Below are 24,866 nucleotides of genomic sequence, written 5' to 3' on the forward strand. Positions count from 1 at the left end.
AATCGCCGGCTTCAGGACAGCTGCATGGCTGGCTGTCCATGGTCGAAAAAAGCGTCATTTTAGGGGGCTTCCCGAAAAAATGCGCGCCGGAGAACAGCATGTCTGCCAAAACCATCATGATTCAGGGCACCACTTCGGATGCCGGCAAGAGCACTTTCGCCACCGGCTTCTGCCGTTTGCTGGCCCGGCGCGGCCTGCGCGTGGCCCCGTTCAAGCCGCAGAACATGGCGCTCAACAGTGCGGTGACGGTGGATGGAGGCGAGATTGGCCGCTCGCAAGCGGTGCAGGCGCTGGCCTGCGGCGTGGAACCGCATACCGACATGAACCCGGTGCTGCTCAAGCCCAATAGCAATACCGGTTCCCAGCTCATCATCCAGGGGCGGGCGGTGGGCAATATGGACGCGGTGTCCTACCACGCTTACAAGCCGGTGGCGATGCAGGCGGTGTTGCAGTCGCACGCCCGGCTGGCCACGCAATACCAGTGCATCGTGGTGGAAGGGGCGGGCAGCCCGGCGGAAATCAATCTGCGCGAGGGAGATATCGCCAATATGGGCTTTGCCGAGGCAGTGGACTGCCCGGTGGTGCTGGTGGCGGATATCGAGCGCGGCGGCGTGTTCGCCCATCTGGTGGGCACGCTGGAATTGCTGTCCGACAGCGAACGCGCGCGGGTGGTGGGGCTGGTGATCAATCGCTTCCGTGGCGACCCGGCGCTGCTGCAGTCCGGCGTGGAGTGGGTGGAGCAGCGCACCGGCAAGCCGGTGCTGGGCGTACTGCCGTATCTGAATGGCCTGCATATCGAGGCGGAAGACAGCCTGGCGCTCAATCGTCCGCAAGGCGAACATGCGCCGCAGCAAACGCTGCGCGTGGTGGTGCCGGTGTTGCCGCGCATCAGTAATCACACCGATTTCGACCCGCTGCGCCTGCACCCGCAAGTGGAGCTGTTGCTGGTCAAGCCCGGTCAGCCGCTGCCGCCTGCCGACCTGATCATCCTGCCCGGCAGCAAGAGTGTGCGGGCTGATCTGGCCAGCTTGCGTGCTGCCGGTTGGGAAGCGGCCATTGCCCGCCACCTGCGCTATGGCGGCAAGCTGATCGGCATTTGTGGCGGTTTGCAAATGCTGGGCCAGCAGCTGCACGACCCGCTGGGGCTGGAAGGCGAGGCGGGCAGCAGTGACGGCCTGGGCTGGCTGGAGATGGAAACCACGCTGGCCACGCACAAGCAGCTGACGCGGGTGAACGGCCAGCTGACGCTGGGTGCGGCAGCGGTGAGCGGCTATGAAATCCACATGGGGGTCAGTACCGGTGCGGCACTGGCGCAGCCTGCGGTGCGGCTGGAGGATGGCCGCTGCGACGGGGCCATCAGCGCCGATGGCCAGATTCTGGCCACCTATCTGCACGGGGTGTTCGATCAACCGGCAAGCCTGGCCGCGCTGTTGCAATGGGCCGGGCTGGCTGCGCCGCAGCCGCTGGACTACCCGGCCATCCGCGAGGCACATATCGAGCGGCTGGCCGACATGCTGGAGCAGCATCTGGACCTGACACCGCTGGCGCGCTGGCTGCCCTGATTGGCCAGTCCTGATCGGCCTGTCCTGATCGGCCTGCTGTGGTCAGCCAGTTGTGGCATCTTGCGGCGGCAGGTACGGGTGGATTTCCACCAGCAGGGCCTGATGGCAATCCAGCAACTGGGGCAGCAATTGCTCCAGTTCGGCTGCGGATTGCTGCTGGGCGGCGGATTCAATGCGGTAACACAAGGCAGCAAACGGTGCCGCACCAATCGACAGCGCCGCCCCGCGCAGCGCATGGGAGAACATGGCGATATCGGTCATGCGTTGCTGGCTGACAGCCTGCTGCAGTTTTTCCAGCCGTAACTGGGCATCGCGCACAAAGGTTTGCAGCAGGGTGAGCAGGAATTCCTGATCACCATCACAGTTTTCCAGGGTTTTCTGGTAGTCCAGCTGGCCGCTGGCGGCGGCCTCGGCCTGCGGTGCCGCATGCTGGGGCAGGGTGCCCTCGCCACTCAGTACCCGTTCTATTTCCTCGAACAGACGCTGGGCATCCACCGGCTTGCTGACGTAGCCATCCATGCCGGCAGCCAGGCAGCGTTCCCGGTCGCCGGTCATGGCATTGGCGGTCATGGCAATTACCGGCAGGCGCGGCAGTTGCTGTTCGGCTTCACGCTGGCGTAATGCGCGGGTGGCTTCCAGGCCGTCCATTACCGGCATCTGCATGTCCATCAACACCAGGTCGAAGCTGTGTGCTTGCAGCTGTTCCAGCGCCTCGGCACCGTGACCTGCCACGCTGGCAGTGCAGCCGCGGCGGCTGAGAATGGCCAGTGCCAGTTTCTGGTTGACTTCGTTGTCCTCCACCAGCAGCACATGCAGCTGCTGTTTGACCTCCCGCACGCTGTAGCGGGTGACCAGCTGGGCGCTGTTGTCGGCTGGTTCGCCGCGCAGCTGGCAGATGGTGGCCAGCAGTTCTTCCTGCGGCACCGGCTTGGTCAGATAACCGCCAATGCCCAGTTCCTGGCAGCGGCGGCCATCGCCACGCTCGCCGGAAGAGGTGAGCATGATGATGTCGGCCTGGCAGCCTTGTTGTTGCAGCTGGCGTGCCACATCGAAACCGGACATGCCCGGCATGTGGCCATCCAGCAGGATAAGGTCGAAGGACTGTTGCTGCAGGATGGCAAGGGCGGCAAAGCCGTCCTCGGCCAGCGTGGCCTGCATGTCCCAGTTTTTCAGCAGGGCCGCCAGCCAGCTGCGGTTGGTGGGGTTGTCATCGCATACCAGCACGCGCAGGCCGGCCAGTTGTGCCGGGGTGCTGGCCGGGGCTTGCTCGGTTGCCAGCTCCAGCGGAATGGTGAAAACAAATTCCGAGCCTTGCTCCGGTACGCTGGATACATGGATTTCACCGCCCAGCAGCCCCACCAGTTTCTGGGTGATGGACAGGCCCAGCCCGGTGCCGCCATAGCGGCGGGTGGTGCTGTTGTCGGCCTGGGCAAAGGCGTCAAAGATGACACGCTGCTTTTCCGGGGCAATGCCAATACCGGTATCGCGTACCGAAAAAGTCATCAGGTAGCGGCTGGCTGTTTGTTGCTGGCCGGTGACGCTGAGCACGATTTCGCCCTGCTTGGTGAACTTCACCGCATTGCCCAGCAGATTGTTCAGCACCTGGCGCAGGCGGGACGGGTCGCTGATGACGCGGTCCGGCAGTTCCGGGGAAATCTGGCAGATGACTTCCAGGTCGCGTTCTTCCGCTTTCAGGGCAAAGGGGTAGCTGGTCTGGCTGATCAGGCTGCGTAGCGAGAAGGGCAGCGATTCGAGCACCATCTTGCCGGCATCGATCTTGGAGAAGTCCAGAATGTCGTTGATGATGGTGAGCAGCGCATCGGCCGATGACTTCACCACTTCCAGATATTCGCGCTGTTCGGCATTCAGTTCGGTATCCAGCGTCAGCTCGGTCATGCCGATGATGCCGTTCATCGGGGTGCGGATTTCATGGCTCATATTGGCCAGGAAGGCCCCCTTGGCGACATTGGCCGCTTCCGCCAGTTCCAGTGCACGGTCCAGCCTGCGGCTCAGCGCCTCGGCCTGTTCGCGGCGGTGTTCGCTATGCCGCAGGTTGCGCCAGGCCAGTACGGCAATCAGTACCGCCACCAGCATCAGCAATGCCGCGGTGATGGCAACCGTGGTGTTGATGTCCTGCAGGCTCTGGTTGCTGAGATTGGCCGCATCGGTCAGGCGGGTGTTGGCACCCACCGTCAGCTCGCGCACGTTGTCGGCCACGCCATCCAGCCGCTGCAACAGGGCGACGGCCTGGGGGCGATCGAAATAACCATCGCCGGCATTGAGCTGTTTGTCGGTCTGGGCGATCAGCCTGACCAGTGCGCCGATTTGCTGCTGATACCAGCTGCTGTTGGGAAACAGCGCGGCGAAACGGTATTCGCGCAGCAGGTTGATGCGGGACACCAGGATGTTGTAGCGCAGTTGCAGTTCGTCCAGGTCGGCGGTCTTGCCGGTGGCCTCGGCCACCTTGGCTGCGCCCAGCGTGCGGTAGTAGTCGATGCCCAACTGGGAATACACCCACACCACATTGTCCTGGCCCTGTTCGGCAAAACGCTTCATTTCCGACTGCTGGCGCTGATACAGCATGCCCACTACCAGCAGGGCAGCCACCAGCAGGATGCCCAGCAGCCAGACCTGATTGCGAACCGGCGTCTTGCGCGAAAACAAAGTCACAGGCGATGTCCGATACGGGGTTTATTCAACGCGGATGCGGTTAACCTGCCACACGCAGCGGGAATAGATTTCCTTGGTGCGCAGTTCCGGCTTCTTGTCGAAGGGGTACATCACGAACAGCGGACCCTTGTCGCGTACGGTCAGCACCTTGCCGTTGACCTTGCGAGCCAGGATCACGTCGTATTTTTCCAGATCAGCCAGCGGAATTTCAGCAGCGTAATCATTGAGCGCCACCACATACAGCTTGCTGCCCTTGCTGCCGGCTGCCTTGAGCACATCGCGGAACAGCGGCCCTTCAAAAGTCTGCTCTTCTTTATACCACGGTGTAGGCACTGTCATTTTTACCTGCGGCAGCTTGTCCAGCATGGCTGCGTCAAATTGCGCATCCGCACCGCTGTTCTTTTCCGAGATCAGGCCGGTAATGGTGACGATGGGGTGACCGGTGGTCTTGTCCAGCGCCAGTGCGTGGGTGGATTGCAAGGCCAGCAGGGAAGCCAGCATCAGTGCGTAGCGGATCTTTGCCATGGACATTTTCCTTGGAGTTTAAACAGCTTTAATGACAAATCACGGAAAAAGGCTGCTTTGATGTTAGGCATTCTACAAGCTGCCAATGAAAAAGCCATCTTTGATGCCAGGGACATCGCATGTCGGGACCGCTGCCCGGCAAAGCACCTTTTCCTTCAATTGCTTAGCGCAGGCCTGGTTTGCTGCGGCCTTTCTTGCGTCAGGGTGTCGGACAGGATTTTGCATAAGAAAAAACAATTCAGATTAAAAAATAAACATATTTTCGGTATTTACCGGCCTTCCCTAGACTGCAGTGGTCAGCCAGTGCAGCCGCGTGGTGCCACAGGCTGCCTGATCTGCCGCAACACGTGGCCATGTACAGCGCCGCTGCGGCACTGCCTGAACAGGCAGGCCCCCAAGCCACCCTCGTTTGCGGTGTTCGGGGGCATTTCACAGGGAAGGGAAGTGACGATGGTGATGGAAAAAACCGATACGCTGGTGATTGGCGCAGGCCAGGCCGGCATCGCCCTGAGTGAACACCTGAGCAAGCTGGATGTGCCGCATCTGGTGCTGGAGCGCCAACGCATTGCCGAGCGCTGGCGCTCGGAGCGCTGGGATTCGCTGGTGTGCAACGGCCCGGCCTGGCACGACCGCTTTCCCGGCCTGGATTTTGATGATGTCGCGCCGGATGCCTTTGCCGGCAAGGAGCGGGTGGCGGACTATCTGGAAGCCTACGCCCGCAAATTCCACGCCCCCATCCGCACCGGCGTGGAAGTGCTCAAGGTGGTGCGCAATGACGGACGCCCGGGCTTTACCGTGGAAACCTCGGACGGGGTGATAGAAGCCAATCGGGTGGTGGCTGCCACCGGCCCCTTCCAGCAGCCGCTGATTCCGCAACTTATCCCGGCTGACAACCCGGTGAAACAAATGCATTCCGCCGCATACCGCAACCCGCAGCAATTGCCGCCCGGCGCGGTACTGGTGGTGGGTTCGGGCTCGTCCGGTGTGCAGATTGCCGACGAGCTGCAGCGCGCAGGCCGCCAGGTGTATTTGTCGGTCGGCCCGCACGACAGACCGCCGCGCCGTTACCGTGAACGGGACTTCTGCTGGTGGCTGGGGGTGCTGGGGGAGTGGGACGCCCAGAAAGTGAAGCCGGGGCGTGAGCACGTCACCATTGCGGTGAGCGGCGCACGTGGCGGACATACCGTGGATTTTCGCCGGCTGGCCGAGCAGGGCATCACCTTGCTGGGCATGACCCGCTCTTGCGAAAACGGCGTAATGCAGTTTCAGCCGGACCTGGCGGAAAACATTGCCCGTGGCGATGAAAACTACCTGGGGCTGCTGGACGCTGCCGATGCCTATATTGCGCAGAACGGGCTGGACCTGCCGCCAGAGCCGCAAGCGCGACAACTGCCGCCGGACCCGGCCTGCGTGCGGGAACCCATCCTGTCGCTGGACCTGGCTGCCAGCGGAGTTGGCACCGTGATCTGGGCTACCGGTTTTGCCGTGGATTACCGCTGGCTGCAAGTGAATGCCTTTGACGAAAAGGGCAAGCCCAGCCATCAGCGTGGCATTTCCAGCGAGCCGGGCGTGTATTTCCTGGGCCTGCCCTGGCTGTCGCGGCGTGGCTCCAGCTTTATCTGGGGGGTATGGCATGACGCCAAGTTCATTGCCGACCACATTGCCACCCAGCGCAAATACCAGGCCTATCACGCCAGTACTCCCGCCACCGCAGCGCCGGTGCGTGAAACGGTTTGTCGGGCTGCTGACTAAGTGATTTGATTCGATTTGAAAGGACCCGGCGAAGCCGGGCCTTCCGACTAACTGATTGATTCCGCAGCCTTGCCATCTGTTCCCAATCCCCCCGCCCTTGCCCTGCAAGGGAGCCTCGCTTTCTCTCCAGAAAGCGAGAAGGGATTGTCAATAACCTGTGGCGGCGGCATGACCGCCACCCCACACACAGCAATGAGGTGAAACATGGTTCACAAACGCATTCGTCCGTTCAATACCCGCGATACCTACCCGGAACAAAAGCTGGACAACGACCTGTGCCAGGCCGTGGTGGCGGGCAATATGGTGTTCCTGCGCGGCCAGATCGGTCAGGACCTGGATACCCGCGAGTCGGTCGGCATCGGCGATGTCACCGCCCAGGCGGAAAAGGCCATGGCCAATGTGAAGATGCTGCTGGAGGAATCCGGCAGCCATCTGGACCACGTATGCAAGATCGTCATCTACCTGGTGGATACCCGCTATCGCGAGGCGGTGTACCAGGTGGTGGGGCGCTGGCTCAAGGGGGTGTATCCGGTATCCACCGGGCTGGTGATTTCCGCCCTGGCACGGCCTGAATGGCTGGTGGAAATCGACATCACCGCGGTGATTCCGGAAGGCTATCAGCCATGACTTTTTCCATCGCCGCACGTTGTCCGCAAACCGGCATGCTGGGGGTGGCGGCGGCTTCATCCAGCATCGCCGTGGCCAGCCGCTGCTGTCATGTGGCAGCCGGGGTGGGCGCGGTGATGAGCCAGAATGTCACCAACCCGGCCCTGGGGCCCAAGGCGCTGGCCTTGATGGCAACTGGGGAGCGTGGCCGCAGCCTGTGCCAGGCGCTGGCACTGGCGGATGGCAATCTGGCCTGGCGTCAACTGCTGCTGGTGCCGGCACAGGGGGAAATTGCCACCTTCAGCGGTCAGCATGCGCTGGGTGTGTTTGCCACGGCGCAGGGGGAACACTGCGCTGCCGGTGGCAATATCCTGGCCGATGCCAGCTTGCCCGCGCGCATGGTGGAGGCTTTCGAGCAAAGTTGCGGCCATCTGGCCGACCGCCTGCTGGCTGCCATGCAGGCAGCCGTGGATGCCGGGGGGGAAGTTGGCCCCATCCATGCGGCCGGACTCAAGCTGGTGTGGACGCAAAGCTGGCCGGTGGTGGACCTGCGGGTGGACTGGAGCGATGGTGAGCCGGTAGCGGAGCTGCAGCAGCTGTGGCAGCGTTATCAGCCGCAAATGCAGGACTACATCACCCGCGCCGAAGCGCCGGATCAGGCTCCCGGCTACGGCGTGCCGGGGGTGTAGCGCAAGTTGCAGAAGACAGTGCCGCCCTGCTTGCAGCAGAGGCGGCATGTGGTCTTATTTCACTGATACATCAATGCCTTCACCCAGGTATCTGGCGGCCAGCGCCTTCACCTTGCCGCTGGCTTGCAGGCGGGCAATGGCGGCGTCCAGTTTCTTGCGCAGTTCCACATCGTCCTTGCGCAGGCCAAAGGCAATGCCGCTGCCCAGAATCTTGTCGTCATGCACGGCGCCGACAAACTGGAAGTCCTTGCCATCCGGGCGGGTGAGGAAGCCTTTCTGTCCCGCCGGGGCCATCACCAGCGTGGCATCCAGCCGGCCGGTTGCCATATCGGCGTAAACCTGGTTCTGGTCCTGATAGGACACCACGCGCACCCCGGCAGATTCCCAGTGGCTGCGGGCATAGGTTTCCTGGATCGACCCTTGCAACACGCCCATGCTCTTGCCTTGAAGCTTGTCGGCTGCGGTGGTGATGCCACTGCCTTTGCGGGCGATCACCATGCTGGGCACCCGGTAGATGATGCTGGTGAAGGCAATGCTCTTGCGACGCTGCTCGGTGGCATTCATGGCGGAGTTGATGGCGTCGAATTTCTTGCCTTGCAGTGCCGGAATCAGCCCGTCAAAGGCATTTTCCACCCAGCTGCATTTGAGATGGGCTTCGGCACAGACAGCCTTGCCCAGTTCCACATCCAGCCCTTGCAACTCGCCGCTGGCGGATTTGTATTCAAACGGCGGGTATTGCGCCTCGATACCGTAACGCAGGGTGGATTCCGCCATGGCCGGCAGGGCAAAGCTGCCGGCTGCCAGGATGGCCGTCATCATCAGGGTGTGCTGTTTCATCTGTTTTCCTTTGATTGTTGGTGGCATGCAGTCTGTCACTCAGCCCTGTACCGGGCTGTTGGTATTGCTGGTTGATATGTTCACAAACGGCGGTGTTGCAGGGCGGGCAGGCGTGCTCGCCACGCGGTTTGTCCAGACAGGTCAAGCCGGGCCAGCGCCATGCCTTCGCCTTCTTCATGGCAGGCCAGCACCTGTCCCCATGGGTCGACAATCATGCTGTGGCCATAGGTTTCCTTGCCGCCGGGGTGGCGGCCGCACTGGGCCGGGGCAATGACGAAGGCCAGGTTTTCTACCGCCCGTGTGCGCAGCAGCAAGTCCCAGTGCGCCTGGCCGGTGGTCCGGGTGAAGGCGGCGGGGGCGCTGATCAGGCCCGGTGCCGGTGGCTGGCGATACAGTTCGGGAAAGCGCAGGTCGTAGCACACTGACAGGCGCAGGCTGCCCCATGGCGTGTCGGCGCTGATGGGCTGGTCCCCGGCCTGCATGGTGTCTGCCTCGGCATAGTATTCGTCGCCATGCCGGAAACCGAACAGATGCATCTTGTCATAGCGCGCCGTGCATTGGCCGTCGGGGGAGAACAGCAGGCTGCTGTTGTGAAAATGTGCGGCATCGCCACTTTGCAGTGGCAGGGTGCCGGCCAGCAGCCAGATGCCATGTTGGCGGGCCAGGCTGGCCATCTGCGCTTGCAGCGGGCCATTGCCAAACGCCTCGGCCAGCGGCAGTCGTGCCCGCTCGTCGGCCGGCATCAGGTAGAAATATTCGGGCAGCGCCACGAAACGGGCAGCAGCCTGTGCCGCCTCTCCAACCAATTGTGCCGCCCGGGCCAGATTGTGTTGCAAATCGTCACCCGAGCACATCTGGATGGCAGCGGCCAGTAGTGTGTCTGCCATCATGCTGCTCCGATTTCGCACAGCCGGGCGGCACCGGCCAGCAAGGTGGCATCATCCTTGGCAAAGGACAGGCGGATCACGCGCTGGTCGGTGCCGTCGCGGTAGAAGGCCGATACCGGAATGGTGGCTACGCCGTGGCGGGTGATCAGCCGTTGGACGAATTCGCTGTCGCGCTCATCCGACAGATGAGCAAAACTGGCCAGCATGAAAAAGCTGCCCTGGCTGGGGAGCAGTTGCAAGGGGCTGTCGGCCAGCGCAGCGCACAGCAGATCACGCTTGCGCTGGTAAAAGGCGGAAAAGCCCAGATAGTGTTCCGGCTCGGCCAGGATGCGGGCCAGCGCGTATTGCATCGGGGTGTCGGCGGCAAACATGGCGAACTGGTGCACCTTGCGGATTTCCTCCATCAGGGCCTGTGGTGCCAGGCAGCAGCCCACCCGCCAGCCGGTGACGTGGTAAGTCTTGCCAAAGGAAGTCACCACCACCGAGCGGGCCGCCAGTGCCGGGTAACGGCTCATGCTGTGATGCAATGCGCCGTCAAACACCACGTGCTCGTACACCTCGTCCGACAGGATCACGATATCGCTGCCTTCGGTCAGCGCTTGCAGCCGTGTAGCATCAGCGGCTGACAGCGTGGTGCCGGTGGGGTTGTGCGGGGTGTTCAGGATCAGCATGCGGGTGCGCGGGCTGATGCGTGCGGCAACTTCGTCCCAGGGAATGGAAAAGTTGGGCGCGGCCAGTTTGATCACCACCGGTGTGGCGCCTTGCAGTTCAATCATCGGGATATAGCTGTCAAAGGCCGGTTCGAACACGATGACCTCGTCCCCGGCATGTACCAGCGCATTGACTGCGCAGAACAAGGCTTCGCTGGCGCTGGCCATGATGGTGACTTCGTGCTCGCTGTCATAACGACAGCCATACAGGGCTTCGGTCTTGGCGCTGATGGCCTCGCGCAAGGCGGGCAGGCCGGTCATCGGCGCGTACTGGTTGTGCCCGGCCTGCATGGCTTCGCTGGCGTAGCGCAGCAATGCTTCACTACAGGGGAAATTGGGAGCGCCCTGTGACAGGTTGATGGCCTGGTGCTGTGCGGCAAGCTGGCCGATCACGCTGAAAATGGTGGTGCCGACATGCGGCAGGCGCGAGCGGGCTGTGACGGGTGAATGCAGCATGGTGTTGGACCGGTGATGGTGGGGTGACGCTATTCAACGGCTTTGTCAGCCATGACACAAACGATTAATCGGCATGTTATAAATGAGAAAAACTCAGTCATGGATACCGGACATGCCCAGAAAAACCTTGCCCTTGTATGCCTTGTCGGTATTCGAGGTGGCTGCGCGCCACCAAAGCTTCACCCATGCGGCCAATGAGTTGTTCATCACCCAGGGCGCGGTCAGCAAGCAGATTGCGCAACTGGAAGACAGCCTGGGTTATCCGCTGTTTCACCGCTATGCGCGCAGCTTGCGCCTGACGGCGCAGGGCAGTTTGCTGCTGGGCTATGTGCAGCGTGGTTTCAAGGTGATTTCCCAGGGGGTGGATGCAGCCGCCAGCCTTGCCGCACCCTTGTGCATCAAGGCTCCCAGCTGTGTGGTGCGCTGGTTGCTGCCGGTGCTGCAGCAGTTTTCGCGTGAGGCACCGGAATGGCCGGTGCAACTGGCTGGCGTACATGAGCATGCAGTCAGCTTTGCCCGCGAGGATGTTGATCTGGCCATTGTCTACAAGCCACAAAAAGCCATTGCGGGGAATGAGACACTGCTGCTGGTCGAGCAGCTTACCCCGGTGATTGCCCCGCAATTGCTGGCCAAAACCGGCCAGCCACTGCAGCAGGTGGCGGACTTGCAGCACTACCCTCTGCTCCACCCCTCGCATGACCGGCGCGACTGGCGGCAATGGCTGGCCAGCCGCGGCGCAGCGACGCTGGAATATCGTGGCGGCACCGTGTTCGACACGCTGGATCAGGCGATGAATGCTGCCTTGCAAGGCTATGGCGTGACGCTGGGTGATGTGAGCCTGTTGCGGCAGGAACTGGCAGAGGGGCTGCTGCTGGCACCATATGGCCCGCCGTGGAGCAGTGGCTACGCCTATGCACTGGCGCTGCGGCCTGATGAAAAACGCCCCGGTGTGCTGGCGCTGCACGCTTTCCTGCTGGATCAGATGAGGGCAGTACCCATGCCGGACAGCATGGCCGACGAACGCGGGCAGTAAAAAAGCCAGATCTGCTGATCTGGCTTTTGCTTTGGCACTTTATCTCGCCTCAGAACGGAATGTCGTCGTCCATGTCATCCAGCTTCGGTGCCGGTTTGGCTTCCATGCGGCGCGGGGCGGCGGGTGCGGCTGCCGGGCGGGACTGGGCTGCCGGTTCGCCGTAGGCGTAGTTGTCGTCCATGGACGAGCCGCCTTCGCGCTTGCCGCCTTGCAGGCTCAGTTCGTTCACGCGCACATCCGGCGACAGTTGTTTCTGGCCTTCCTTGTTCTGCCATTCGCGCAGGGTGAGCTGGCCGTATACGGTGACTTGCTGGCCCTTACTCAGGAAGTTTTTCAGCGATTCGCCGCGCTTGCCCCATACCTGGCAGCTAAACCAGTTGGTGGTCTTGCGCTCGCCAAAGCCGATGTCGCTGGCCACGCGGAAGCTCAGCACCGGTTCGCCGCTCGGGGTGTAGCGCAGTTCGGCGTCTGCCGCCAGGCGTCCGTCAAAAGTGATGCTGTTCATGTGGATCTCCGATTCGATTCGATAATGCTGCGCCGGTCTTGGCCGACGCATGATTGCAGGGTGAGGTGCGTCCTGGCAATGGCCGCACCGTCAGGAATAAGTGGCTTCAACCAGCTGTTTCACGGTGTTTTCGTCCCAGCCTTGCTGGGAGACTTTGAGGTAGGCCACCCGGTCTTCCATCACCACCACCGCTTCGCTGACGCCGGCGAGGGCTGATAGCTGCTGTGATAGCTGTTGCGGGTTGCCTTGCCAGTCCTCGCCAATGTGAAACATCACCGAGCGCACTGCCTGTGGTGCCTGCATGCTGAAGGATGCCAGCAGCCAGCTGGCCATCAGCACGCTGGTAAAGCCGAACACACCGGCCGGGCCGTAATGGGTGTACAGCCAGCCGCCGGCGGCAGCACCCATGAACAAGCCAAAAGACTGGGCCGTATTATACACACCGATGGCCGTCCCTTTGGCATCGGCCGGGGCAATTTTTGAAATCAGCGAGGGCAGGGTGGCTTCCAGAATGTTGAAGGCGATGAAATACAGGCCCAGCCACATCACGATCTGCCAGAAGCTGTCCAGCGCCAGTGCCATGCCCAGCTGGGCGGCAGTCATGATGGCGATGGCACCGATGAATACCTGCTTGAGCCGGGCTTTTTTCTCGCCATAGATGATGGCGGGCACCATCAGGATGAAGCCGATGACGGTAACCGGCAGGTACACCTCCCAGTGGTGGGCCTTGTCCAGGCCTGCGGTCTTGATCAGGGCAAACGGAATGGTGACGAACATGGCCATTTGCGCGGCATGCAGCGCGAAAATACCGTAGTTCAGGCGCAGCAGTTGCGGGTTTTTCAGTACCGCCGGCAGGCGTTTGGTATTGGCTTCGGTATCCGAGTGAAAACGCGAGATGGCCGGGTCGGGGATGATCAGCCACACGCCCACCAGCGCGGCCAGCGACAGCGCGCCGGTGAGCGCGAAAATGCCGTTGACGCCGATGTACTGCGCCAGCACCGGCCCCAGCACCAGGCTGACGGCAAAGGTGGTACCGATGCTCATGCCTATCATGGCCATGGCGCGGGTGCGGTTCTCTTCGCGGGTGAGGTCGGCCAAGAGGGCGGTGATGGCGGCGGAGATGGCACCGGAGCCCTGGATCACGCGGCCGATGGTGAGGGTGACGATATCGTGCGCGCCGGCGGCCACGAAGCTGCCGATGGCAAACAGCAGCAGCCCGCCGTAGATCACCTTCTTGCGGCCGATGCGGTCGGACAGCATGCCCAGCGGCAGTTGCAGCAGCGCCTGGGTGAGGCCGTAGCTGCCCAGTGCCAGGCCAATCAGGGTGTGGTTGTCGGCCCCGCGCAGGGTTTGCGCGTAAATGGCAAACACCGGCAGGATCAGGAACATGCCCAGCATGCGCAGGGCGTAAATACCAGCCAGCCCTAGGCTGGCGCGCAGTTCAAGCGAATTCATGTGTGTTGTCGTTATCGATTCAGGAGTCAGGCTATCAACGCCGCCAACGGCCAGCGGTTTACCTTGCGGGCCATTGTCCTGCGCTGCCTTTTTTGCTGCAGCGCATACTTTGGTGGAGCGGCGGTCGCCAAGTCGGGTATATTATCAGGTTCCCCGACCGACTGAGTAACGCTCTCACACATGGACACCATCCGCATTCGTGGCGCTCGGACGCACAATCTGAAAAACGTCAATCTGGATTTGCCGCGCAACCAGTTGATCGTCATCACCGGCCTGTCCGGTTCCGGCAAGTCCTCTCTGGCTTTTGACACCCTGTATGCCGAGGGCCAGCGCCGCTATGTAGAGAGTCTGTCGGCCTATGCGCGGCAGTTCCTGCAATTGATGGAAAAGCCGGATGTCGACCTGATCGAAGGCCTGTCACCAGCCATTTCCATCGAACAAAAAGCCACCAGCCACAACCCGCGCTCCACCGTGGGTACTGTCACGGAAATCCACGACTACCTGCGCCTCTTGTTTGCCCGCGTGGGTGAACCGCACTGCCCGGAACACGGTGTGCCGCTGGCATCGCAAACGGTCAGCCAGATGGTGGACCATGTACTGGCGCTGCCGGAAGAAACCCGGGTGATGATCCTGGCCCCGGTGATTGTCGGTCGCAAGGGTGAAAACCTCGACCTGTTCGACGACCTGCGCGCCCAGGGCTTCATCCGTGTGCGGGTGGATGGCGAAGTGTACGAAATCGATAGCCTGCCCAAGCTGGACAAGAACAAGAAGCACACCATCGAGGTGGTGATCGACCGCCTGAAAGTGCGCGAGGACATGAAGCAGCGCCTGGCGGAAAGCTTTGAAACCGCCTTGCGCCATGCCGAAGGCCGCGCCATTGCGGTGGAGATGGATAGCGGCCAGGAACACTGGTTCTCGGCCAAGTTTGCCTGCCCGGTGTGCAGCTACAGCCTGCCGGAACTGGAGCCGCGCCTGTTCTCCTTCAACAACCCCATGGGCGCCTGCCCCAAGTGTGATGGCCTGGGCGAAATCACCTTCTTCGATCCCAAGCGCGTGGTGGCCCACCCGGAGCTGACCCTGGCCGCCGGTGCCATCAAGGGCTGGGACAAGCGCAACCAGTTTTACTTCCAGATGCTGCTGGCGCTGGGCGAGCATTACGGCTTTTCGCCCACCGAGCTGGCGTTTGAAGACCTGCCGGAAAAAGTGCGCCATGTGGTGCTGCACGGTTCCGGGCGCGACAGCATCGAATTTGTCTACATGTCGGAGAAGGGCACCCGCTTTACCCGCGCCCATCCGTTTGAGGGCATCATCCCCAATCTGGAACGTCGCTACCGCGAAACCGACTCAAGTGCCGTGCGCGAGGAACTGGCCAAGTACCAGAACAACCAGCCCTGCCCGCACTGCCAGGGCTCGCGTCTGCGGCTGGAGGCACGCCACGTGTTCATTGGCGGCCAGACGCTGCATCAGCTTAACCAGCTGCCGCTGAAAGAAACCGCAGCCTTCTTTGCCCAGCTGGAATTCAGCGGCCAGAAGCAGGCAGTGGCGGAGAAAATCGTCAAGGAAATCAGCGAGCGGGTGTCCTTCCTCAATAATGTGGGGCTGGATTACCTCAACCTGTCACGTTCGGCCGATACCCTGTCTGGTGGCGAGGCGCAGCGTATCCGCCTGGCCAGCCAGATCGGTTCCGGCCTGACCGGGGTGATGTATGTGCTGGACGAGCCGTCCATCGGCCTGCACCAGCGCGATAACGACCGGCTGCTGGCCACGCTGATGCGCCTGCGCGACATCGGCAACAGCGTGATTGTGGTGGAGCACGACGAAGACGCCATCCGCGCCGCCGATTACCTGGTGGATATGGGCCCCGGTGCCGGCGAACACGGTGGCGAAGTGCTGGTGGCCGGTACGCCGGCTGATGTGGCAGCCAATGAAAATTCGGTGACCGGTGCCTTCCTGTCCGGCCGCCGCCGCATCAACTGGCCGGGCGAGCGCCGCGCAGTCAACCCGGAACGGGTGCTGAAGCTGCATGGAGCCACCGGCAATAACCTGAAGAATGTGTCGCTGGAACTGCCGCTGGGCATGCTGGCCTGCATTACCGGCGTGTCCGGTTCCGGCAAGTCCACCCTGATCAACGACACCCTGTACAAGATTGCCGCGCGCGATCTGAACGGCGCCAGCGAAGAACCGGCACCGTACGACAGCATTGAAGGGCTGGAGCTGCTGGACAAGGTGATCAACGTCGACCAGAGCCCGATCGGCCGTACCCCGCGTTCCAACCCGGCCACCTATACCGGCCTGTTCACCCCCATCCGTGAACTGTTTGCCGGGGTGCCGCTGTCGCGTGAGCGCGGCTACGGGCCGGGCCGCTTCAGCTTCAACGTCAAGGGCGGCCGCTGCGAAGCCTGCCAGGGCGACGGGGTAATCAAGGTGGAAATGCACTTCCTGCCGGACATTTACGTGCCGTGCGACGTGTGCCACGGCAAGCGCTACAACCGCGAAACGCTGGAGGTGCAGTACAAGGGCAAAAATGTTTACGAAGTGCTGGACATGACGGTGGAACAGGCGCTGGAGTTCTTCAGCGTGGTACCGGCAGTGGCCCGCAAGCTGAAAACGCTGATGGACGTGGGCCTCGGCTACATCCGCCTGGGGCAGAGTGCCACCACGCTGTCCGGTGGCGAGGCGCAGCGGGTGAAGCTGGGGCTGGAACTGTCCAAGCGTGACACCGGCCGCACTTTGTATATTCTGGATGAACCCACCACCGGCCTGCATTTCCACGATATCGACCTGTTGCTGCAAGTGCTGCATCGCCTGCGTGAAAACGGCAACACCGTGGTGGTGATCGAGCACAATCTGGACGTGATCAAGACCGCCGACTGGCTGATCGACCTCGGTCCGGAAGGCGGTGCGGGTGGTGGCCAGATCATTGCCACCGGCACGCCGGAACAGGTGGCGGATAATCCGGTCAGCCATACCGGGCGTTATCTCAAGCCCCTGCTGCAACCGCGCACCTGAGCGCGGCACGCGCAGCGCAGTACCAAGCCGCGGCGGGCAGCCAATGCCATTTTTGCCGGCTGCGGCAAACACCGTAGAATGAGCACGCGCCACTGGCTGGCGCGTCACCCACACCCGATGAGGATGCAATGCTATCGCTTGGCAAGATTGACCATATCCATATCCGTGTCACCGATCTGGCAAAGGCGCAGGGCTGGTACCAGCGTGTACTGAACCTGGCACCCGACACCCGCTACAAGCACATGCAGAGCGGGCCGCACGGCGTCGTGATGCTGATGAACAGCAATGGTTCGGTGCGTCTGGCCATTTCCCAGGAAGACAAGCCGGTTTGTGAGCCGGGCTCGGTGGCCTTTCTGGTAAGCGGGCAGGATTTCCTGGAGTGGATAGACCAGCTGGCCGGCGAGCGGGTGATCGACCGCGCTGGCCAGACCGTGGCGCGAGATTCCGTGGTGGATCACCAGTTTTTCTTCTCCATCAGCTTTGTCGACCCGTTCGGCAACCCGTTCGAGATCGTCAGCTACGACCATACCTGGCTGGCTGGCAAGCTCAAGCTGGCCAGCAAACCGGCCTGACCGGCTGTCTGCCGCCGCATTGGTCACCAACCCGCTACGGCGGGTTTTTTCATGCCTGCTGTGCTGAAAAATGCTGTCAAATCAGGAAACTGGGTGAGGTGATGCCGGAGTGTCGTCAATTGGCGACCCAAAAAGTGCTGCCATTTCAATAACTTGGGTAATTTTTTGCCGTGCTTGTCGCTCATTGCTGACAACCGGCATGGTCCGGCTTGGTGTTATTTGGTGCAAGTCATTGTTTTTAAATGACAATGCATGGCTGGCATGGTGTTTGCAGTAACAGGCTTGTCTTCCAACCACATTGAAAGAAGCTCATGCATAAGAAATTGCTTGTTGTGGCCATGCTTTCCCTGCCCCCGGCCAGCCTGGGATTGATCAATCTGGTGTTTGCCGCCACGCCCGCGCCGCAGACACAGACAGAGCAGCCAGAGGCTTCGGCACCACAAGGCAATCTGCCTGATGCAGCACCGGAGCAGGGCAGCAGCATGCCGCAGCCCGCCGGACAACAGCAGTAAAGCTGCCACGCCGGGTTTGAACCGGTGACGTGACAAGGCCCGCCATTGGCGGGCTTTGTTCGTTTCAGCCAGGCAGATCAACGCTGCGGTGGCAGGGCTTATAGCCCGTGCAGTCTGGCCATCTCATCCAGCAACTGGCGCTGCAATTGCAACATGGCCGCGCAGGGCTGTTGCTGGCGGATGAAGTCCAGCAGCGGGTCGACTACTTCGCTGCCAAGGCCCGACAGGGCTTCGATGGTGGCGAGGCCGCAGAATGGCACATAGGCTTCGGAATAGCCGCCTTCGTGCATCAGCACCAGCTTGCCGGCGCAGTGCTGCCCGGCAAAGCTGCGCAGCAGGGTGGTCATCTGGCGGAAGGTGTCACTGTGGGCCAGCATGCGCGCCAGTGGATCTACTGCATTGGCGTCATAACCGCAGGCGACAATGATCAGCTGCGGCTGATAGCGCTCCAGCGCCGGCAGCACGATACGCTGCATGGCATACAGATAGGCATCGTGACCACTGCCCGGTAACAGCGGGATATTGATATTGGCCCCCAGCCCGGCCCCTTCACCCCGGTCTTCGCTGCCGTTGTAGCCCGGCGGGAAGCAGCCATCCTGATGAATCGACATGGTGAGGACGTCCGGGCGCTGGTAGTAGATGGCCTGGGTGCCGTTGCCGTGGTGCACGTCCCAGTCCAGCACCGCCACTCGTTCTATGCCGTAGCGCGCCTTGGCCGCTTCGATGGCAACGGCGATATTGGACAGGAAGCAAAAGCCCATGGCAGCATCCGGCAGGCAGTGGTGGCCCGGCGGGCGGGTCAGCACATAGGCATTGGCCAACTCGCCGCGCCACACCGCATCCACCGCGGCGATGGCAAGGCCGGCAGACAGGCAGGCAATGTTGTAGCTGCCCGGCCCGACCGGTGCTTGTGGGCCGAGTTCGCCGCCTCCGGCATCGCTGATGCGTTTGAATTCATCCAGATAGGCTGCGCCATGTACCCGCAGCAGGTCTTCACGGCTGGCTGGCTCGGCAGTGCATTGGCGTAGCTGACGGCTGATGCCGGCCACATCCAGCAGGTTTTTCAGGCGGCGCTTGGTTTCCGGCGATTCGGCATGGCCGGCGGCGGCTGGCGGCTGCACCCAGCCTCCCACCGGCAGTGTCAGTGCATGCAGGCCGGCGCTGTGCCACATGCACAGTTCATCAAAATAAAAGGCGGTAGCGGATGTCATGGCATCTCCTTGGGTTTCAGGCGTGGGCAGGGATGGAGCGGGGGGCTTGCAGTGCCAGCAACAGGGCCAGCGACAGGGCCGCTAGCAGGGTGGCCAGCAGTAGCAAGACATGCAGGCTGCCGCCATTGGCGGCGATCAGCTGACCGGCCAGCGCGGGGCCGATGGCCAGGCCGCCACCGATGACGAGATTGGTGGCATTCATCAGCTTGCCGCTGTGGTCGATGTCGGCCAGCGTGGCCAGGATGAAGGGCAGGATGAAGGTCCAGCTGAACTTGAACAGCAGTGCTGCGGTGGCAAAGCGCGCCAGTGCCGGGCTATGCAGCAACAGCAGCATGGCTGCCATCATCATGGCAAAGCCGGCCAGCAGCAGTCGGGAGCGTGGCAGGCGGCGGCCAATCAGCGAGGCGCTGCCAGCACCGGCCACGCCCAGCAAGGTGGCAATGGCGAAGATATTACCGCTTTGCTGTGGATCGATGCCGGATTGCACGGCGATCTGGCCGACAAAGGTCCATACCCCGCTCAGGCTGATGTAGAACGCCAGTGTGGCGATGATGCCCAGTGCAGCACGCCCCCGGCGTGGGCCAGAGGTGGACACAGTGCGCGCTGGCGTGACTTGCTGCAGGCGCTGGGGAAAACAGCGCGCCAGCGGTGCACACAGTGCCATCAGCAAGGCCAGCCCCACATAACAGGCGGCAATGCCGAAGCGGGCAAACAAGGATGGCATCGCCACCAGCCCCACGGCCCCCAAGGCCAGCTGGCCCATCACCCACAAGCCATAAACGCGGTCGCGGTTGGGCAGGGTGGCGGCAGCGGACAGGCACAGAATCATCAGCGAGCCTCCGGCCAGCGCACTGACAAAACGCAGGCCCAGCAGCAGCGGATAGCTGACGGTAGTGGCCGACAGCAGGTTGGCTGCGATGAAGACTGCCACCGCCAGCCAGGCGGCGTTGCGCCAGTTGACGCGCGGCAGCCAGAAAAATGCCGGCAGGGTGGCCAGGCTCATGGCACCCAGTTCGGCGGAGAACAGCTTGCCGATATCCACCGGCCCCAGTTGCAGCTGGCTGGCCAACTGGCTGGCGACGGCGGGGGCCATCATCAGCACGGCAGGGACGATGGCGGCAAAACCGACAATGGCGGCCATGGCCGGACGCGCATGGTGTGCTGGTGCGGCGGGCTTGGCGCTGGATAGCGTGTTCATGGTTTTTCCTCTGTAGCGGGTGATCCGTCGGACGGATGTTCTTGTCGGCTTGGTCAACTCAGAAAACATGTACCAGACGCAACATGGCCTGGCTGCTGTCAAAGCTGTTGGTGGTGTGGACATTGCGCGCCAGCATCAGCATCAGCTGGTCTTGCTTGCTTAGCCAGTGGCCCAGTTCGACGCCCAGTTGGGTGCTGTTCTGCCGGGTGTCGGACAGCGTCTGTCCGTTCAGGCGCAAGGTCCCGCCGCGGGTGTGGTACAGCCGTAGCGCGCCGTAGGTATCCGGCGTGAAGTCATAGGAGGCAAAGGCCTGCAGCCGGTACAAGGGCTGCTGTTTCAGGCTGTTGCCCAGATAGTTGTCGTTGTTGCCGTAGAACTGGGCTTCCAGTGAGGCTTCCAGTACCCAGCTTTTGCCTACGCCGTGGGTGTAGTTGTAGAGAAAGGTGGCAGCCCAGCGGTTTGCCCCGGCGGAAACATCCGGGTGCCGGGCATCGTAGCTGCCTGCCGGCAGGGTGATCAGGGTCAGCAGGCCGCTGTACTCGCGCTTGTCCGGCTGGTTGATGAAGAACAGCGTGCCGCCCACCTGCGGATCGCCGATGCCGCTGTCCTGCTGGCTGGTCTGGCTGCCGGGCAGGGTGGCTTTGATGTGAGCGGCCGGGATGATGAACTGCGGCGTGCACAGGGTGCCGCAGATATCGGAAAACCACAGCTGGCGCCAGGCCAGGGCTTCCACATTCAGCCGGGCATGGTTGTCCTTGCCGCTGGCGGAGTGAAAGCTGTCGGCCCAGGTGACGGGCAGGTAGAGCACGCCCAGCGAGGTGCCGACCGGCGCGCTGAAAAAGTCGCGGGCATTGGTATCGGCGGCATGGCCGGGCAGGCTGGCAAGCAGCAGGCTGGCCGCCAGAGCGGTCAAAACAGGGCGAAACGGGGTCATGGTTTGTTCCTTTGGGTGGGTGAGCGAAAAACCCTGGACGCAACTGTCCCTGCCAGCCATGGCGGACCATGGCAGCTTCGGTAGCTTCAGGGACGTAGGGGTGGAATCAGCAGGCTGGAAAGATCAGCCGAATGGCGCTTGCTGGTGCAAGAGATGAGCGATGCCTGCCTTGCCCTTGATGCCCAGCTTGGCGTAGATGGCGCGAATGTGATGGCGTACGGTATGCGGCGACATGCCCAGCCTGCGCGCGATGTCCTTGTAGGTGAGCCCTTCGCCGAACAGGCGGGCGACATCGGTTTCGCGGCTGGAAAGCTGCTCCATCGCGCAGCGGTAGCGCGCGGTCAGCAGGTAGAGGTCGCTGATGCGGCGCGCCTCGATATTGAGCCTGTCACCGTCATGTCCTTGCGGTGACAGGCCTGCGGGCAAGGCCGGGCCAGTCCATTGTGGCCACTCGGTCAGCAGCAGGTCGACAAAGCCGGGCTCGGCACAGTGCAGGGTGCCGTGCTGGTCGCACACTGCCATGGCCAGCCGCGGCCCACTCATGGTTTCGCGCAGCGCCTGCAGGGTGCGGATCTGGTTGACGGCCACGCTGGAGGCCAGGTGCGGCATCAGGCAGGACAGCAACAGGCAGTCGGCGGCAGTAAAGCGTGGTGCGCCGGGGCGACGGTACAGCGCCAGATGGTCGCTCAGCTGGGTGACCGGGTCGATGTGGATCACGCACAGCAATTCGCCAATGTCGTGGCGCTGGCCCAGCCATTGCAGTTGTGGCGGTGCATCGTCGCCCTGCATGTCCACCACCACGGCCAGGCCGGGCCGGGCATGCACGCGCGTCACGGTGACATCGTGCTGGCGGATGGATTTCCAGTCGTCGATGTAGTGGTCCGGCAGGCCAAACAGAAAGGAACTGTGCTCGTGCGGGCCATCCGCCGCCTGGGCGGCGCGGCCCCACCAGGCCTTGTCGAAGTGCAGTTGCGGGCGCAGGCACTCCAGCACGGTGTGGTGAAAGCGCTCCAGCGACTCCTCACGCGCCAGGCGATAAATCTCCAGCAAGATGGCGCTGAACATGGCCAGATCGGGCTGATGGTCTGATGGCTGCTGCATGTTGTTCTCCTCTGTATGGCGTGCGGTGGCTGCGTGGCCTGCCGTCTGTCCTGCAGGGCGGCTGACAAAATGGCAAAGCGTCCCTGTGGCAAGGCGCGCCGACGCAGGCAGTACAGGCAGTACGGCAAGGCGGCGCAACGCAGCGGCAGGGTTTTTGTCAGTCGCTCTTATTGTGGAGCCAGTGTCATGCAGCTATCAGGTGCTGACCATCCTGCAAATGAGGGATGGGCTGGCGTCGGCGGAAAATCCGGGTTGTTACCATGAAAAATCGGCTGTTTTTGCCAATTCTGGATAGACAAAATGCAACAAATCGTCAGCCGGGGATCAGCTGGCCGGGATTTCGTCCCACAAGTGGGTAATAAAACCGGCCACCAGCGGCGAGCTGTCGCCCTCGCGGGTGGCAATGCCCATGGCCAGATACGCGCCGTCGTCGGTCAGCGGGATATAGCGCACGCCCGGCAGCTGCACGCAGTTCAGCGGCGAGGGCAGGATGGCGATGCCAAGGCCGGCCGCCACCAGCCCCACCTGGGTGGTGGCCTCGCCCGCTTCCTGCGTGATGCGCGGCTCGAAGCCATTGGCCTCGCACAGCTGGCGGATGACCGTATGCAGGCCGGTACCGGCACTGCGCGGATAGCTGATCATGCCCTCATCGCGCAATTGCCCCAGTGACAGGCTGGGCTCACCTGCCAGCGGGTGGTTGCTGTTGATCACCACCAGCAACGGGTCGCGCCGCAGCTCCTGCACCACTATCCGGTCTGCCGGAGACAGGCCGTTGAAACGCACGAAGCCGACGTCGATATCCTGCTGCTGCAAGGCGGAAAACTGGTCGGTGGTGAACATTTCGCGCAAGGTCAGCCGTACTGCCGGGTAGTGCTGGCGATAGGCATGCAGCGCGGCGGGCAGGATGGGGGTAAGCGGCAGGGAGGAGGTAAAGCCGATGCGCAGCTCGCCCACCTCACCGCGTGCGGCGCGTCTGGCCTGTTCGGCGGCTTCTTCGGTATCGGCCAGAATGCGCCTGGCGCGTTGCAGAAATTGCTGACCGGCGGCGGTGAGTTCCACCTTGCGCTTTTCCCGCAGAAACAAGGCCACGCCCAGCTCGGCTTCCAGTGCCTGGATTTGCTGGGACAAGGGCGGCTGGGCGATGTGCAGGCGCTCGGCAGCGCGGGTGAAGTGCAGCTCTTCGGCAACGGTGACGAAGTAACGCAGGTGGCGCAGTTCCATATTGATACATTTAAAGTATTAAAAATTGAATAAAGATATATTGGACTGCTGTTTTGTCAAGGACTAAGCTCGAATCCTGTATCACTGCTACCGGTTTCATCATGGCTCCCGATTCTGCTTCCTGTGCTGCTACGCTACATGCAGGCCCTGCTGCCTCACAGGAGAACACCATTTCCCCCAGCGCCCGCCTGCAAGCCGGTTCGCCCGCCTTTCGTGCCACTGCACGTGCCATGTTTGTCGGCGGCTTTTGCACCTTTTCCATGCTGTACAGCATGCAGCCGCTGATGCCGATGTTTGCGCAAGACTTTGCCCTGAGCCCGGCTGCCGCCAGCAGCGTGCTGTCGGTGCCCACCACCGGCCTGGCGCTGGCGCTGATTCCGGCCAGCTTCCTGGCGGACAAGGTGGGGCGCAAGCCGGTGATGAATATTGCACTGAGCCTGGCCGCGCTGCTGATGTTGCTGGCGGCTTTTGCGCCCGGCTTTCAGCAGTTTCTCTACCTGCGTGCCATTTTCGGCGTGGTGCTGGCCGGTTTGCCTGCCGTGGCCATGGCCTATCTGAGCGAAGAAGTGGAGCCCTTGTCACTGGGCCATTCCATCGGCCTGTATATTGCCGGTAATGCACTGGGCGGCATGAGCGGGCGCTTTCTGGCCGCGGTGATTGCTGACCACTTTGGCTGGCGTGCAGCGGTGCTGGCGTTGGCCGTGCTGGGCCTTGCCGGTGCCATCGAATTCTGGCGCAGCCTGCCGGATTCACGACACTTCAAGCCGGTGCCGTTGAACCTGGCCGAACTGCGGCGTGACGTGGGCAGCCATTTTGCCGACGGCGGCCTGCCCTGGTTGTTCCTGTCCGCCTTCCTGTTCATGGGCTGCTTTGTCAGCCTGTACAACTATCTGGGTTTCCGCTTGCTGGCCGCACCGTTCAACCTGAGCCACAGCGTGCTGGGCTTCGTGTTCTCGCTGTACATGGTGGGCATCTGGGCCTCGGCCTGGGTAGGGCGCATGGCCGACCGCTTTGGCCGCCGCAACATGCTGTGGCTGATGGTGGTGCTGATGGCCGCCGGGCTGGTGTGCACGCTGGCGGATTCGCTGTGGCTGATGGTGCCAGGCATTGCCTTGTTTACCTTCGGCTTCTTTGGTGGCCATTCGGTGGCCAGCAGCTGGATTGGCCGTCGTGCGCAACGCGGCAAGGCGCTGGCCTCGGCGTTTTACCTCACCGCCTATTATCTGGGTTCCAGTGTGGTGGGTTCCTTCTCCGGCCTGCTGTGGGGTATGGGCAAATGGAATGGTGTGGCGGCGATGATTGCGCTGGGTTTGCTGGCCCTGCTGCTGATTGCCCTGCGGCTGCGCAAGCTGGAACCGCTGGCAGTTTAGTTTTTCAGGCAGTGCCAGCCATGAAAAACGCCGTGGACAGTGTCCACGGCG

22 protein-coding genes are annotated in these 24,866 nt (G+C 62.3%); 9 read left to right on the top strand and 13 right to left on the bottom strand.

Annotated features, from left to right (window positions below):
- Window positions 1-98 precede the first annotated feature (98 nt).
- Window positions 99-1,562, top strand: a complete 1,464-nt coding sequence (locus tag DKK66_RS15445) for a cobyric acid synthase (protein WP_131359514.1) — start codon at window positions 99-101, stop codon at window positions 1,560-1,562.
- 42 nt (window positions 1,563-1,604) lie between these two features.
- Here DKK66_RS15445 and DKK66_RS15450 read toward each other — a convergent pair whose 3' ends face one another.
- Entirely contained in the window at window positions 1,605-4,232 is a 2,628-nt protein-coding gene (locus DKK66_RS15450) for a response regulator (protein WP_131359516.1), read from the bottom strand.
- 21 nt (window positions 4,233-4,253) lie between these two features.
- Window positions 4,254-4,757: a molybdopterin-dependent oxidoreductase gene (locus tag DKK66_RS15455; protein WP_062787153.1), complete on the bottom strand. Its 504-nt coding sequence runs from the start codon at window positions 4,755-4,757 to the stop codon at window positions 4,254-4,256.
- Between the two features lie 456 nt (window positions 4,758-5,213).
- Between DKK66_RS15455 and DKK66_RS15460 the strand changes: the two genes are divergently transcribed.
- The 3 genes from DKK66_RS15460 to DKK66_RS15470 all read left to right on the top strand — a co-directional run bounded on the left by DKK66_RS15460 (window position 5,214) and on the right by DKK66_RS15470 (window position 7,804).
- The gene (locus DKK66_RS15460; protein WP_242673506.1) at window positions 5,214-6,509 is read left to right on the top strand and encodes an NAD(P)/FAD-dependent oxidoreductase; all 1,296 of its coding nucleotides are present in this window, start codon (window positions 5,214-5,216) and stop codon (window positions 6,507-6,509) included.
- A 204-nt stretch (window positions 6,510-6,713) separates the two neighbouring features.
- A complete protein-coding gene (locus DKK66_RS15465; protein ID WP_045848302.1) occupies window positions 6,714-7,136 on the top strand; it encodes a RidA family protein in 423 nt (140 codons plus the stop codon).
- Window positions 7,133-7,804: a DUF1028 domain-containing protein gene (locus DKK66_RS15470; RefSeq protein ID WP_131359520.1), complete on the top strand. Its 672-nt coding sequence runs from the start codon at window positions 7,133-7,135 to the stop codon at window positions 7,802-7,804. The genes DKK66_RS15465 and DKK66_RS15470 overlap by 4 nt, the downstream gene beginning before the upstream one ends.
- A gap of 54 nt (window positions 7,805-7,858) precedes the next feature.
- Here the strand turns inward: DKK66_RS15470 and DKK66_RS15475 are convergent, their stop codons facing one another.
- From DKK66_RS15475 to DKK66_RS15485, 3 genes are all read right to left on the bottom strand, one after another.
- A complete protein-coding gene (locus DKK66_RS15475; RefSeq protein ID WP_062787144.1) occupies window positions 7,859-8,641 on the bottom strand; it encodes a transporter substrate-binding domain-containing protein in 783 nt (260 codons plus the stop codon).
- An 80-nt stretch (window positions 8,642-8,721) separates the two neighbouring features.
- Window positions 8,722-9,531 carry a carbon-nitrogen hydrolase family protein gene (locus DKK66_RS15480; RefSeq protein ID WP_131359522.1) on the bottom strand — a complete coding sequence of 270 codons (810 nt, stop codon included), beginning with the start codon at window positions 9,529-9,531 and terminating at the stop codon, window positions 8,722-8,724.
- On the bottom strand, window positions 9,528-10,694 hold the full coding sequence (locus tag DKK66_RS15485) for a methionine aminotransferase (RefSeq protein WP_131359524.1): 1,167 nt from the start codon (window positions 10,692-10,694) through the stop codon (window positions 9,528-9,530). Before DKK66_RS15485 ends, DKK66_RS15480 begins: the two co-directional genes overlap by 4 nt.
- 112 nt (window positions 10,695-10,806) lie before the next feature.
- Between DKK66_RS15485 and DKK66_RS15490 the strand changes: the two genes are divergently transcribed.
- Window positions 10,807-11,727 carry a LysR substrate-binding domain-containing protein gene (locus DKK66_RS15490; RefSeq protein WP_165494189.1) on the top strand — a complete coding sequence of 307 codons (921 nt, stop codon included), beginning with the start codon at window positions 10,807-10,809 and terminating at the stop codon, window positions 11,725-11,727.
- 49 nt (window positions 11,728-11,776) lie between these two features.
- On the opposite strand, the gene DKK66_RS15495 is transcribed toward DKK66_RS15490, so the two are convergent.
- Together DKK66_RS15495 and DKK66_RS15500 are read right to left on the bottom strand one after the other, a co-directional pair.
- Entirely contained in the window at window positions 11,777-12,232 is a 456-nt protein-coding gene (locus DKK66_RS15495) for a single-stranded DNA-binding protein (RefSeq protein WP_045848297.1), read from the bottom strand.
- A gap of 90 nt (window positions 12,233-12,322) precedes the next feature.
- On the bottom strand, window positions 12,323-13,687 hold the full coding sequence (locus DKK66_RS15500; protein WP_131359528.1) for an MFS transporter: 1,365 nt from the start codon (window positions 13,685-13,687) through the stop codon (window positions 12,323-12,325).
- Window positions 13,688-13,867: 180 nt separating this feature from the next.
- Here DKK66_RS15500 and uvrA point away from each other — a divergent pair, with 180 nt between their 5' ends.
- Window positions 13,868-16,696 (top strand): excinuclease ABC subunit UvrA, encoded by a 2,829-nt coding sequence (uvrA, locus tag DKK66_RS15505; protein WP_045848295.1) that lies wholly within the window; start codon window positions 13,868-13,870, stop codon window positions 16,694-16,696.
- 128 nt (window positions 16,697-16,824) lie between these two features.
- Window positions 16,825-17,268 (top strand): VOC family protein, encoded by a 444-nt coding sequence (locus tag DKK66_RS15510; RefSeq protein WP_131359530.1) that lies wholly within the window; start codon window positions 16,825-16,827, stop codon window positions 17,266-17,268.
- A 23-nt stretch (window positions 17,269-17,291) separates the two neighbouring features.
- On the opposite strand, the gene DKK66_RS20210 is transcribed toward DKK66_RS15510, so the two are convergent.
- On the bottom strand, window positions 17,292-17,453 hold the full coding sequence (locus tag DKK66_RS20210) for a hypothetical protein (RefSeq protein WP_165494190.1): 162 nt from the start codon (window positions 17,451-17,453) through the stop codon (window positions 17,292-17,294).
- Window positions 17,454-17,579: 126 nt separating this feature from the next.
- Between DKK66_RS20210 and DKK66_RS15515 the strand changes: the two genes are divergently transcribed.
- A complete protein-coding gene (locus DKK66_RS15515; RefSeq protein WP_045848293.1) occupies window positions 17,580-17,780 on the top strand; it encodes a hypothetical protein in 201 nt (66 codons plus the stop codon).
- Window positions 17,781-17,878: 98 nt separating this feature from the next.
- Here DKK66_RS15515 and DKK66_RS15520 read toward each other — a convergent pair whose 3' ends face one another.
- From DKK66_RS15520 to DKK66_RS15540, 5 genes are all read right to left on the bottom strand, one after another.
- Window positions 17,879-18,991, bottom strand: coding sequence for a class II histone deacetylase (locus tag DKK66_RS15520; protein WP_131359532.1), 1,113 nt, complete (start codon window positions 18,989-18,991; stop codon window positions 17,879-17,881).
- Between the two features lie 16 nt (window positions 18,992-19,007).
- Window positions 19,008-20,189, bottom strand: a complete 1,182-nt coding sequence (locus DKK66_RS15525; RefSeq protein WP_131359534.1) for an MFS transporter — start codon at window positions 20,187-20,189, stop codon at window positions 19,008-19,010.
- Between the two features lie 58 nt (window positions 20,190-20,247).
- On the bottom strand, window positions 20,248-21,123 hold the full coding sequence (locus DKK66_RS15530) for a transporter (protein ID WP_131359536.1): 876 nt from the start codon (window positions 21,121-21,123) through the stop codon (window positions 20,248-20,250).
- Between the two features lie 123 nt (window positions 21,124-21,246).
- Window positions 21,247-22,224, bottom strand: coding sequence for a helix-turn-helix transcriptional regulator (locus tag DKK66_RS15535; protein ID WP_131359538.1), 978 nt, complete (start codon window positions 22,222-22,224; stop codon window positions 21,247-21,249).
- Between the two features lie 324 nt (window positions 22,225-22,548).
- Complete coding sequence (locus DKK66_RS15540; protein ID WP_131359540.1) at window positions 22,549-23,445, bottom strand: LysR family transcriptional regulator; 897 nt, start codon at window positions 23,443-23,445, stop codon at window positions 22,549-22,551.
- A gap of 101 nt (window positions 23,446-23,546) precedes the next feature.
- Here DKK66_RS15540 and DKK66_RS15545 point away from each other — a divergent pair, with 101 nt between their 5' ends.
- Window positions 23,547-24,815: an MFS transporter gene (locus DKK66_RS15545; RefSeq protein WP_131359542.1), complete on the top strand. Its 1,269-nt coding sequence runs from the start codon at window positions 23,547-23,549 to the stop codon at window positions 24,813-24,815.
- The last annotated feature ends 51 nt before the right edge of the window (window positions 24,816-24,866 follow it).

This window comes from Aquitalea sp. USM4, from assembly GCF_004328945.1.
Taxonomy (GTDB): domain Bacteria; phylum Pseudomonadota; class Gammaproteobacteria; order Burkholderiales; family Chromobacteriaceae; genus Aquitalea; species Aquitalea pelogenes.